6 protein-coding genes are annotated in these 12,434 nt (G+C 60.6%); 2 read left to right on the top strand and 4 right to left on the bottom strand.

What is annotated here, in order from left to right; translation table 11 throughout:
- Window positions 1-257: 257 nt before the first annotated feature.
- A complete protein-coding gene (locus VPX56_RS13065) occupies window positions 258-1,652 on the bottom strand; it encodes a NarK family nitrate/nitrite MFS transporter (RefSeq protein WP_263611129.1) in 1,395 nt (464 codons plus the stop codon).
- 309 nt (window positions 1,653-1,961) lie between these two features.
- Here VPX56_RS13065 and narX point away from each other — a divergent pair, with 309 nt between their 5' ends.
- Complete coding sequence (narX, locus tag VPX56_RS13070; protein ID WP_326466813.1) at window positions 1,962-3,758, top strand: nitrate/nitrite two-component system sensor histidine kinase NarX; 1,797 nt, start codon at window positions 1,962-1,964, stop codon at window positions 3,756-3,758.
- Window positions 3,751-4,401, top strand: coding sequence for a two-component system response regulator NarL (gene narL, locus VPX56_RS13075; RefSeq protein ID WP_003856701.1), 651 nt, complete (start codon window positions 3,751-3,753; stop codon window positions 4,399-4,401). The genes narX and narL overlap by 8 nt, the downstream gene beginning before the upstream one ends.
- 2 nt (window positions 4,402-4,403) lie before the next feature.
- On the opposite strand, the gene VPX56_RS13080 is transcribed toward narL, so the two are convergent.
- From VPX56_RS13080 to nirB, 3 genes are all read right to left on the bottom strand, one after another.
- Window positions 4,404-5,822, bottom strand: a complete 1,419-nt coding sequence (locus VPX56_RS13080) for a YchO/YchP family invasin (RefSeq protein WP_326472054.1) — start codon at window positions 5,820-5,822, stop codon at window positions 4,404-4,406.
- 130 nt (window positions 5,823-5,952) lie between these two features.
- Window positions 5,953-8,439: a nitrate reductase gene (locus VPX56_RS13085; RefSeq protein WP_326466815.1), complete on the bottom strand. Its 2,487-nt coding sequence runs from the start codon at window positions 8,437-8,439 to the stop codon at window positions 5,953-5,955.
- On the bottom strand, window positions 8,436-12,425 hold the full coding sequence (gene nirB / locus VPX56_RS13090; protein WP_326466817.1) for a nitrite reductase large subunit NirB: 3,990 nt from the start codon (window positions 12,423-12,425) through the stop codon (window positions 8,436-8,438). Before nirB ends, VPX56_RS13085 begins: the two co-directional genes overlap by 4 nt.
- Between the last annotated feature and the right edge of the window lie 9 nt (window positions 12,426-12,434).

Consider the following 12,434-nt stretch of genomic DNA (forward strand, 5'->3'; position numbering starts at 1 on the left):
TTACGTCGAATACCACCAAAGCGGTATATTTTTCGATTTTTTATATTAATGATTTATAAGGATATTCTCTATTTATCGTACAAAAAGCGGGGCAAAATTTAACATCTTAGGTATTAAGGGGTAGAGACGCCTGTAATGCGATGGCGATCGCAGTGTTACCCGCGGCGCGCCTGTGAAAACAGATAAGTATGTTGTAACTAAGTACGTAATAAAAAAAGCGCGGCACTGAGGCCGCGCAAACGGATAATCAATCTTACTTATTTTTTCTTGGTATTACGGCCATACACCAGCCACGTAATCACTACGCAGGCGATGTAGAAGACGAGGAATACTTTCATTGCCCCTGCCGGAGATCCGGTCAGGTCAAGCGAAATACCGAACGCTTTCGGGATAAAGAAGCCGCCAATGGCGCCAATCGCAGAGATAAAGCCCAGGGCTGCGGCCGTGTCGGTCGCTGCTTCACGCATCGCCTGCTCTTCACTGCCGCCCTGCGCCTTAACGCGGTCCATGGTCAGCTTACGGAAGATGACGGAGATCATCTGGAAGGTAGACGCACTTCCCAGCCCGGCCGTCAGGAACAGCACCATAAACACGCCGAAGAAGGCGAGGAAGTTACCGCCCTGCCCGTCGACCGGCAGCGTCAGGAACAGCAGCGCGCAGAAGACAGCCATCACCACGAAGTTCACGAGGGTCACGCGGGTGCCGCCCAGACGGTCAGAAATCATCCCGCCAAGAGAACGCGCCAGCGCGCCGATAAACGGACCAAAGAACGCAAAGTGCAGGATCTGAATTTCCGGGAACTGGGTTTTCGACAGCATGGCGAAACCGGCGGAGAAGCCGATGAACGAGCCAAAGGTTGCCAGATAGAGCAGCGCCATCACCCACAGGTGACCACGTTTCAGTACCGGAAGCTGCTCGCTCAGGGAGGCCTTCGACGCTGACAAATCGTTCATAAAGAACCAGGATGCCAGCGTAAAGACCACCAGGAACGGAACCCAAATCCAGGCCGCATTCTCAAGGAACAGAGATGAACCGTCCGGCTGCGTCACGCCACCGCCGCCAAAGGCCGCGAAGATGGAGACAGAGATCGCCAGCGGCGCAATCAGCTGCATCACGCTCACGCCCATGTTGCCCAGGCCGCCGTTAATACCCAGCGCACCGCCCTGCTTCGCTTTCGGGAAGAAGAAGCTGATGTTCGCCATGCTCGACGCAAAGTTTGCACCCGCAAAGCCGCACAGCAGAGAGATGATCACGAACACGCTAAACGGCGTAGAGGTATCCTGCACCGCAAACCCTAACCATACGCAAGGAACGATCATGATCCCGGTGCTGAACGCCGTCCAGCGGCGACCGCCAAAGACCGGCACCATAAAGGCGTAAGGCACGCGCAAAAGCGCTCCCGACAGCGACGGCAGCGCGGTTAACATAAACAGCTGATCGGTGGTAAAGGTAAAGCCAACTTTGGGCAGGTTTACCGCAACAGCACTGAACAACATCCATACGCAAAAGGCTAACAGCAGGCAGGGAACGGAAATCCACAGGTTACGGCTTGCTACACGATGGCCACGCTGTTGCCAGAATGCCGGGTCCTCCGGACGCCAGTCGGTAATAACGGAACCACTTTCCCTTTCGGGAGCGGATGAGTGACTCATAGACACCTCTGATTCTTGAAAGATGCTGCAAACATTAGGGTTTTAGAGCGGCGGTAAGTTGATATAAATCAAAGGAAAAGTGGGTGGTTTTGCGGCGAAAAAAAAGTCATGCTCCTTAGTGAGTAGGATGATCCGGTAAAAAAGATGTGGTTTTTCACGGCTATGAAGCCCCCCTGCCGTTCCCTCCCCCCAACCACTACCCCACTGGCAATTTAGAGGTAATCCTTTATTGGTATGGGTATACTCCAGGGTATGCATGAGAATAACGCCATTCCTGCAAGCAGGCCACGTCAGGAGCCCGGCAACGCTATGTTAAGAAGATGTTTATCACCGTTGACGCTAGTGAACCAGCTGGCGCTTATCGTCTTGCTGTCTACCGCTATCGGTGTGACCGGCATGGCTATTTCTGGCTGGCTGGTACAGGGCGTGCAGGGTAATGCACATGCCATTAACGAGGCAGGATCGCTGCGTATGCAGAGTTACCGGCTGCTGGCGTCGGTTCCCTTAACGCCGGACGATCGGGTACTGATCGACGAAATGGAGCGGACGGCATTCAGCGCCGAGCTGGAAAGAGCCGCCATGCGCGACGGTCAGGAGCCTCAGCTCAAATCACTCCAAAATTACTGGCACACCCAGCTCAGGCCGGGGCTACAGCAGGCGCAGCAGGCCGAAACGGTGGCGAAGGACGTTGCCGGTTTTGTTTCCCGTATTGATGCTCTGGTCTCCTCTTTCGACCAAACGACCGAGCTGCGCATCGACCGCGTGGTCATGGTTCACCGCGCTATGGCCCTGTTTATGGGGCTGCTGTTAATTTTTACCATCGTCTGGCTGCGCGCCCGCCTGTTAAACCCGTGGAAACAGCTGCTGGCGATGGCCCGCGCCGTAACGGACCGTGACTTCACCCAGCGGGCCCACATCAGCGGCCGTAACGAAATGGCCATGCTGGGTCAGGCGCTCAATACCATGTCTCAAGAACTGTCTGAAAGCTACGCGGTGCTGGAAAAACGGGTGCAGGAAAAAACCGCCGGGCTTGAGCAGAAAAACGAAATACTCTCTTTCCTGTGGCAGGCCAACCGTCGTCTGCATATGCAGGTGCCGCTGTGCGAGCGTCTCTCGCCGGTACTCAACGGCCTGCAAAACCTGACGCTTCTGCACGACCTCGAACTGCGGGTCTACGATATTGAAGACGAAGAGAACCACCAGGAATTTACCTGCCAGTCGGATATGTCCTGCGATGACAAGGGCTGTCACCTGTGCCCGCGCGGGCTACCGCAGCTGACCACCGGCGGCACCACGCTCAAATGGCGCCTCACCGACAGCCACACTCAGTACGGCATACTGCTGGCGACGCTGCCCACGGGACGTCACCTCAGCCACGACCAGCAGCAGCTTGTGGATACCCTGGTTGAACAGCTGACGGCGACGCTGGCACTCGACAGGCATCAGGAAAAACAGCAGCAGCTGATCGTGATGGAGGAGCGTGCCACCATCGCCCGCGAGCTTCACGACTCGATCGCGCAGTCGCTCTCGTGTATGAAAATGCAGGTGAGCTGCCTGCAAATGCAGGATGCCGATATGCCTGAGAGCAATAAGCAGCTGCTCAGCCAAATCCGCAACGAGCTGAACACCTCCTGGGTGCAGCTGCGCGAGCTGCTGACGACCTTCCGGCTGCAGCTGACGGAGCCGGGCCTGCGCCCTGCGCTCGAATCCAGCTGCCACGAATTTAGCGCCCGACTGGGATTCCCGGTGAAGCTCGACTACCAGCTGCCGCCGCGTTTTGTCCCCTCTCATCAGGCCATTCACGTACTGCAGATTGCCCGTGAAGCCCTGAGCAACGTGCTCAAACATTCCGGCGCGACGGCGGTAACGGTAACCGTTAGCCAGCACGATAATCAGGTGAAGCTCGCGGTTCAGGACAACGGCTACGGCGTGCCGGAAAATGCCGAACGAACTAACCACTATGGTTTAATCATCATGCGTGACCGCGCGCAAAGCCTGCGCGGTGATTGCCAGGTTCGCCGGAGAGAGACGGGAGGCACAGAAGTTGTGGTCACCTTTATCCCCGAAAAACCGCTTATAACTTCTCAAGGAGAAAACCATGACTAATCAGGAACCGGCCTCAATCCTGCTGATCGACGACCATCCGATGCTGCGCACCGGCGTAAAACAGCTGGTCAGCATGGCGCCAGATATCACCGTCGTTGGCGAAGCCAGCAACGGCGAACAGGGTATTGAGCTTGCCGAATCGCTCGATCCTGATTTGATCCTGCTCGATCTCAATATGCCGGGCATGAACGGGCTGGAAACGCTCGACAAGCTGCGCGAAAAATCCCTTTCAGGCCGCGTAGTGGTCTTTAGCGTTTCAAATCACGAAGAGGATGTGGTCACGGCGTTGAAGCGCGGCGCGGACGGCTATCTGCTCAAGGATATGGAACCGGAAGATCTGCTCAAGGCGCTGCAGCAGGCCGCCGCCGGTGAGATGGTCCTGAGCGAAGCGTTAACGCCGGTGCTGGCCGCCAGCCTGCGCGCGAACCGTGCCACCTCAGACCGTGACGTCAGCCAGCTGACCCCGCGCGAGCGCGATATTCTGAAGCTGATTGCCCAGGGCCTGCCGAACAAAATGATCGCCCGCCGTCTTGATATCACCGAAAGCACGGTTAAGGTGCATGTGAAGCACATGCTGAAGAAAATGAAGTTGAAATCCCGCGTTGAAGCCGCCGTGTGGGTCCATCAGGAACGTATTTTCTAACGTTATTCGTCCGGCAGCAGCTTCCACCGTGGATCGTCATCCGGTAATGCTACCAGCGGTTGCACCACAGCTAGCGTGATCTCATTGGATGAGACGCGCTGCCCATCCTTATCTTCCACCACCACCGACAGCCGCCAGCGGTTACTCGCGCCTTCGCGTTCGTCCCAGGCTGGCATAATCACGCTCCAGCCGTCGCTGCTGGTGCTGTTCGACGGTGCGGTCAGGCTCAGCGCCTGCGTATCCCCCTGCCAGTGCAGCTGACGGACCCCGTGGGTGCTGCGTATCTGTAGCTTCAGCATGACGGTTTCGCCTCCTTTCAGATCCCAAGGCGGCGTAGCAAGATAGACCGACAGCGTTTTGCGCTGGCGGAACTCCATCACCGGCAGGCTGTCCCTTTCCGGTGAATCGTAGCGACTGCCGCGCAGCGAGCGCGTGGCGGCCACTTCCCCCGCAGAAAGCTGCTTCACCAGCGGCACGCCGAAACGATAGTTGAGCTTTAGCCCAAGGTGGTTCTGACTCACCCCGCTCTCCCCTTGCTTATGCGCCGCCGTCAGCGTCACCAGCGGGACGGGGGTGTAGTTCAGCCCAAGATTGACCGCCATCGGGTTGTGATAGCCGGTTCCGCTATCGAACAAATCGACGTTATCACCAAAATATTGTTCAAAGCTGACGCTGGTGTTCAGGTGGTGAAACCACGGCAGCCAGGCCTTGGCGGTGATGTCGTACCCGCGCGCCATGCGCTGCTCCTGCACGTCGGAGCTGTCGCGCCAGCCGGCAAAGGGTTGATAATAGTTAGCCGACAGGCGCAGGTTTTCTCCCCACGCTTCAGCCCCCAGCCCGGCGCGCTGCAGGTTTTCGTCCAGCAGATTGTCGTAAAAGGTGTTATAGCCCAGCAGCCAGCGTCCGGCGACCCAGCGCTGCCCGACGCCGGCATTGCTGACCAGACCGTCGGTTTGCTGCGTCAGCCCGAGCTGGCTCCAGCTCAGGTAACGATTGTTATCGTTCCACGGGATGAACCAGCTTCCGCTGCTGCCGTTGAATTTACCCTCGTCATCCACCAGCAGGTTGACGCTGGCGTTCCCCCACGGCGAAAGCCAGGATTCTATCTGCTGGTTCACCTCACCGCTTACGGCATCGCGCACCTTGCCAAAGGCAAACTGCCGGGCCTGCTCGCCGGTAGTAAGGCCGTTATCGGTCATGCTGGCTTCACCAAAGGCTTTAGCCATCTCCGCCAGATGCTTTTCACCCTGCGACGAAGGTTGTGCCAGACCCAGATCCGGCAGGCCATCGCCATTGTTATCAAAGGGGTTTTGCGCCTGCTGCACAAAGGAATTGGGCGCACCGTGAACGGCTCCGGCCGTAATCAGGAGGAGTAAAAACAGCGAACGAATGTGGGACGATACAGCTCTCAACGTCGGAATTACGTGCCTGTGTTTTTCAAAGATAGTCTTATCATGTTAACGCCTTCAGGAGTGAATTACAGTCTTAATGGAAATTTCAGGAATAACCTGAAACCGTCCGTCGGGTCAGCGCGAGCGCCACCCGACGCCTTTACCTCTTCGCCCCTAACAACGCCTTCAGCTCCGGCACGCACGAACCGCAGTGGGTTCCACACCGCAAGGCTGCCCCGAGCGCCGCCGCAGAATCACAGCCGCCGGCAATCGCCTCGCGAATCGTATTTTCCCCCACGCTAAAGCAGCTACAGACAATGCGCCCGGGATCGACACGCTCGCCGGGACGCTGCCCGTGCAGCAGCGCATGCCGCCCGGCAAGATCGGCGGGGGGATGACGAAATGCCTCTTCAATAAACGCATGCGCCAGCTCGGGTCGCGCGGTTGCTTCCCAAAAGCCGAGCATCAGTTCGCCGTTATGCCAGGCCAGCACGCTGCAGCGTTCGCCGGTTTGCGCGATTTGCAGCTGCCAGCCCTGCTTCCCGCAGTGTGCCAGAACCCACTCCAGAAGGGGGCTATCGCTCGCCACCGTCAGATGCGACGCTTTACGCCACCAGTAGACGGCAGGCGGCAGCTCGGGCAACGCGCGAGCGTACAGCTCCCCCTGCCAGCCGGGGTGCCAGGGCGCGATCCTGACGGCAGTTTGTTTACTTTCCGGCTGGCCTGAAAGCGGATCGCAGCGCCCCTCCACCAGCGCGTTCACCTTTCCCTGACGCGCAAACTGCCCGTTCCAGTGCATCGGCACAAATATCTCCCCCGGCCGCTGTCCGTCGTTGATATGGACCCTGGCGACCATCACCCCGCGCGGGGAGCTTATCCGCGCCAGCGCCCCGTCGCCAAGTGCGAAACGCCTCGCATCGGCAGAACAGATCTCAAGGCGCGGTTCAGCGATATGCTGCATCAGCCGCGGCACATAGCCCGTGCGGGTCATGGTGTGCCACTGATCGCGGATACGCCCGCTATTGAGCATCAGCGGATAGAGCGCATCCACGCTCGCTTCATGAAGCCGGGGCTCTACGGGCACAATCCGCCTGTGCGGAAAATCCCCTGCCGCCCACTGGTAAGGCGCAAGCGCATCCCATTCCTCGCGGGTTAATGCGGCAAGATCGCGCAGGTTAAACGCCCGCGCGCCGTCATTCTCAAAGGCCGAGAGCGCCGCATGTTCGAAGAAGATCTCCTGAGGATGCTGCCAGGCGAACGCCTCGCGAAAGCCCAGCTGCTGCGCAACCTGCGCGATTATCCACCAGTCGGGTTTTGCGTCCCCGGGGGCGGGCAGGAAGGCGCGCTGGCGCGAGATACGCCGTTCTGAATTCGTCACCGTACCGTTCTTCTCGCCCCAGCCCAGCGCCGGAAAACGGATATGGGCGAAGCGGCTGGTATCCGTCTCCTGCATCACCTCTGAGACAATCACCAGCGGGCAGCCGGCCAGCGCCTGACACACGGCATGGCTGTCCGGCAGGGATACCGCAGGATTGGTGCCCATGATCCACACGGCTTTCACTTCACCGCGGGCGATGGCATCAAACAGCTCGACCGCCATGAGGCCCGGTGTTTGCGCCAGCCTCTCGGTACCCCAGAAGCGGGCGACGCGGGAAAGATCGTCCGGCTCAAAGCCCATGTGCGCGGCGAGCTGATTCGCCAGCCCGCCTACCTCTCTCCCGCCCATCGCGTTTGGCTGTCCGGTCAGCGAAAACGGGCCGCAGCCCTGACGGTTGAATTTTCCGCTGGCGAGATGGACGTTGATGATGGCGTTACACTTGTCGCTGCCGCTCGTCGACTGGTTGATCCCCATGGTGTAGAGCGTGACAGCGCGGGGGGCGGTCATAAACCAGTCGTAAAACGTGCCGACCTCCTTCGCCGCGAGGCCGCAAAACGCCGCAACGCGGGCGATCGGCCAGTCGTCCGTTCCCTGAATCAGGTTGAGCAGCCCGACAAACAGCGCGGCGTCGCTGCCGGGCGCGAGCGCCAGGTGCAGGTCGGCAATATCGCAGGTGGCGGTTTTTCGCGGGTCGATGACGACCACCTTCATTGCCGGATTAGCCCGTTTGGCCTGCACCAGCCGCTGGTACAGCACCGGATGTGTCCAGGCGGCGTTTGACCCGGCCAGCACCACCAGATCGCTGTTTTCAACGTCGTGATAGCTGCACGGCACCACGTCTTCACCAAAGGCGCGCTTGTAGCCCACCACCACCGAGGACATGCAGAGGCGCGAGTTAGTATCAATGTTCGCCGCGCCGATAAACCCTTTCATCAGCTTGTTGGCGGCGTAATAGTCCTCGGTTAACAGCTGGCCGGAGGCATAAAACGCCACGGCCTGCGGCCCCCAGGTATCGATAACGTGCCGTAGCCGCTCCCCCGCCGCCTCCAGCGCCCGCCCCCACTCAACCTCCTGACCATCCAGCACGGGGCGCAGCAGGCGCCCGTGCAGTCCCGTGGTCTCCCCCAGCGCCGACCCTTTTACGCAAAGCCGTCCGAAGTTTGCCGGGTGGCGTTCATCTCCCCGCACGCTGACCTCTTCGCCCGCTACGCTAGCAATCACGCCGCAGCCTACCCCGCAGTACGGGCACGTCGTCCGGGTTTCATTCATGAGGCCTCCGCGCGCATCACCAGCGCATCGTTGCCGACCCACACCCTGCCGTTTTCAATTTTCACCGGCCAGGCGCGCACGGCAGGCTCGCCGCTGTCGACCTGGCATCCGTCGCGCAGGCGAATGCGCTGCTTGTAAAGCGGCGAAATCACCACCGGCTCGCCGCCCGCATCGCCGAGGATCCCGCGCGAGAGCACGTTCGCCCCGCTGCCGGGCTCCAGATCGTCCAGGGCATAGACCGATTCACCAAAGCGGAACAGCGCAATGTGCTTGCGTCCCAGGCGAGCGCCGATGCCCGCCTGCTCCGGGATTTCGTCGATAGCGCACATCTCCTGCCACCGCTTGTTGCCCTCGGTCGGCTGACGGTTAACCTCCGTGCGGAACAGGGCCAGCCGGTCAGGATCGTTAAGCGTGGTTTGCCATTCGCACCGGTAGGTTTCCACCACGCGCGCCATCTCCTGCTCCAGTTCGTGGGCAATTCCCAGGCTGTCGTCGAGAATCACCTCGCGCAGATAGTCAATGCCGCCTTCAAGGTTGTCCATCCAGGTGCTGGTGCGCTGCAGGCGATCCGCGGTGCGGATATAGAACATCAGGAAACGGTCGACGGTGCGGATCAGCGCGTCATCGTCCAGATCGCTGGCAAAGAGATCCGCGTGACGCGGCTTCATCCCGCCGTTACCGCACAGGTAGAGGTTCCAGCCCTTATCCGTCGCGATAACCCCCACGTCTTTGCTCTGCGCCTCGGCGCACTCGCGGGTGCAGCCGGATACCGCCATTTTGATTTTGTGCGGCGCGCGCAGCCCCTTATAGCGGTGCTCCAGCTTCACCGCCAGCCCGGTGGAATCCTGAACGCCGTAGCGGCACCAGGTCGACCCGACGCAGGATTTCACCGTGCGGAGCGATTTACCGTACGCGTGCCCGGTCTCGAAGCCCGCCTCCACCAGCGCCTGCCAGATTTCCGGCAGTTGTTCGAGCGTGGCGCCAAACAGATCGATACGCTGCCCGCCCGTGATCTTGCTGTACAGACGATAGCGTTTCGCAATCTGGCCGATGGCGATAAGCCCGTCGGCGGACACTTCCCCCGCGGGCATGCGCGGCACGATGGAATACGTTCCGTCCTTCTGAATATTGGCGAAGTAGCGGTCGTTTGTGTCCTGCAGCGGCAGGTGCGCCGGCTTCAGCAGATACTCGTTCCAGCAGGAGGCCAGCACCGACCCCACCAGCGGCTTACAGATTTCGCACCCGTGCCCCTGACCGTAGCGGCTGATAAGCTGGTCGAAGGTGCGGATATGGTTGACGCGCACCAGGTGGTAAATCTCCTGACGCGAGTACGGGAAGTGCTCGCAAATGTCCTTTTTCACCTCCACGCCCTGCGCGGCAAGCTGATACTCCATCACCTGCTTCACCAGCGCGCTGCAGCCCCCGCAGCCGGTGGCCGCTTTCGTACACTGCTTGACGGCGCCGATATCCGCCGCGCCCGCGCCCACCGCCCGGCAGATATCGCCTTTGCTGACGTTGTGGCAGGAACATATCTGCGCGCTTTCCGGCAGCGCCGCCACGCCGAGCGCTTTCGGCGCGCTGCCTGACAATGCGGGTAAGATCAGGGTTTCCGGCTCTTTCGGCAGGCTGATGCCGTTAAGCATCATCTGCATCAGCGTCGCGTATTCGCTGGCGTCGCCCACCAGCACGCCGCCGAGCAGGCGTTTACCGTCAGGGCTGACCACAATCTTTTTGTAGATTTGCTGCGGACCGTGGGTCCACTGATAGCTCAACGCCCCCGGCGCTCTGCCGTGCGCGTCGCCAAATGAAGCCACGTCCACGCCGAGAAGCTTAAGCTTCGTGCTCATGTCCGCGCCGGCGAATGCGCTATCCTCGCCCGCCAGAGCGGCCGCGGCAACGCGCGCCATCTGGTAGCCTGGCGCGACCAGCCCATACATTTTGCCTTCCCACTGCGCGCATTCGCCGATGGCAAAAACGTCCCCGTCGGAGGTCTGGCAGCGATCGTCAATACAGATCCCGCCGCGTTCGCCGATGGTTAACCCGCTGCTGCGCGCCAGCGCATCCTGCGGGCGTATCCCGGCAGAGAAGACCACCATGTCCGTTTCCAGCCGTTCACCGTCGGCAAAGCTAAGAACCAGCCCGCCATCCGCTGGAGCGATTTCCGTGGTGGCTTTACTGGTGTGAACACCGACGCCAAGCGCCTCAATTTTTTTACGCAGCATTGTCGCGCCGTCGCCGTCCAGCTGGACCGCCATCAGGTTGGGCGCAAATTCCACCACGTGCGTTTCTAGTCCCAGCTGCTTCAGGGCGTTTGCGGCTTCCAGCCCCAGCAGTCCCCCACCAATCACCACCCCGCGACGGGCACCCTCGGCATGGGCGGCAATGCGGTCCAGATCGTCGAGCGTACGGTAGACAAAGCAGCCGGGCAGGTCGTTGCCCGGCACCGAGGGAACAAACGGAAACGATCCGGTCGCCAGCACCAGTTTATCCCAGTGGGTTTCGTGCCCGCTGGCGGTACGCACGACGCGCGCGTCCCGATCTATGGCGACCACCTGCTGCGACAGGCGCAGCTCAATGCCGTTGTCGGCAAAGAAATCCCCCGCCACCAGCGAGAGCGATGCCGCACTGCGCCCGCCAAAATACTCTGACAGATGCACGCGATCGTAGGCGGCGTAACGCTCTTCGCCAAAGACGACAATCTGGTACTGCCTGTGTAAATTGCGGTTCACGCACTCTTCGAGAAAATGATGGCCGACCATACCGTGTCCAACCACCGCCAGCGTAGGTTTTGTCATAGCGTTCTGTCCTGCAACCTGCGGTTGCGTCGTCGTGAAGCGATCGAACAGCCAGTCCGCATGCGCGGGAGCAGCCGTTGCCAGTAAATCGGTGAATGTTGCCGCGCTGCGGCAGTCGCCCATCAGCAGCACGCCTGCCAGCGCCCCCCGATGGATCAGCAAGCGGCGGTAGTGACGGGTGAGCGGGTCCCATGAGCTCCAGACTACGTCGCCCTCCTGCTCTGCCGCACGCCCGAGGCTGAACAGCTCAATGCCTGTTACCTTGAGACGCACGCCGCTGTCGGTCAGGGCAAAGGGCGCGGTGACGTCCCCGGCCAGCCGCGCGGCGAGGATCTCCGCCTGCGCCAGACAGGGGGCGATCAGGCCAAACGTCTGGCCGTCAATTTCGCAGCACTCGCCGATGGCGTAGACGTTCGGTGCGGAGGTCTGCATCTGGTGATCCACCACGATACCGCGCGCGCAGCGTATGCCGCTGGCTTTTGCCAGCGTGACGTTAGGCTGCACGCCGGTCGCCAGCACCACGCGCGTGGCCGGGACGCTGCGTCCGCTGAGCAACGTTACGGACGCGTCGGTAATCGTATTGATGCCGGATGCAAGCTCACAGCGAACGCCACGCTCCGCCAGGGCCTCCTCCAGCAGTACGCCCGCCTGCCGATCCAGCTGCTGTTCCATCAGCCAGGAGCCGCGATGAACGAGCGTGACGTTGTCACCCGACCGTGCAAGCGCCGCTGCCGCCTCCACGCCAAGCACCCCGCCTCCCAGCACCACCGCCGGACCGGCGTTCCTATGGATGGCGTGGGTATCCTTCAGGGTACGGAACCTGAACACATGGGGCGCATCGACGCCGGGGATCGGCGGCACAAACGGCGTTGACCCGGTGGCGAAAACCAGCGCATCCCAGCCCAGCGTGCGAACGGTGGTATCCACTTCGTGCTTATTCACGTCGACAACGATCGCTTTCTCGCCGCGAAGCACCGTCACGCCCTGAGCCTGGTACCAGCCTTCATCGTGCAGATAAATATTCTCCGCCCGCTTTTCGCCACCCAGCACCGGCGAAAGCTGGATGCGGTTATAGGCGTGTTCAGGTTCGTCGCCGATTACGGTGATTGCGAAGCGACCGGGAGCACGCCCGGTGAGCGAGGCTATCAGCCGCGTTGCTGCCATCCCATTACCGATAATGACCAGTCGCATCGGGGTTCC

The sequence above is a fragment of the Enterobacter wuhouensis genome (assembly GCF_035835995.1).
Classification (GTDB): Bacteria; Pseudomonadota; Gammaproteobacteria; order Enterobacterales; family Enterobacteriaceae; genus Enterobacter; species Enterobacter wuhouensis.

Bases quoted from the DNA above. Each gene is read 5' to 3' on its own strand.
- VPX56_RS13085 (WP_326466815.1), bottom strand. From the start codon at position 8,439: ATGAATGAAACCCGGACGACGTGCCCGTACTGCGGGGTAGGCTGCGGC.
- VPX56_RS13065 (WP_263611129.1), bottom strand. From the start codon at position 1,652: ATGAGTCACTCATCCGCTCCCGAAAGGGAAAGTGGTTCCGTTATTACC.
- narL (WP_003856701.1), top strand. From the start codon at position 3,751: ATGACTAATCAGGAACCGGCCTCAATCCTGCTGATCGACGACCATCCG.
- nirB (WP_326466817.1), bottom strand. From the start codon at position 12,425: ATGCGACTGGTCATTATCGGTAATGGGATGGCAGCAACGCGGCTGATA.
- narX (WP_326466813.1), top strand. From the start codon at position 1,962: ATGTTAAGAAGATGTTTATCACCGTTGACGCTAGTGAACCAGCTGGCG.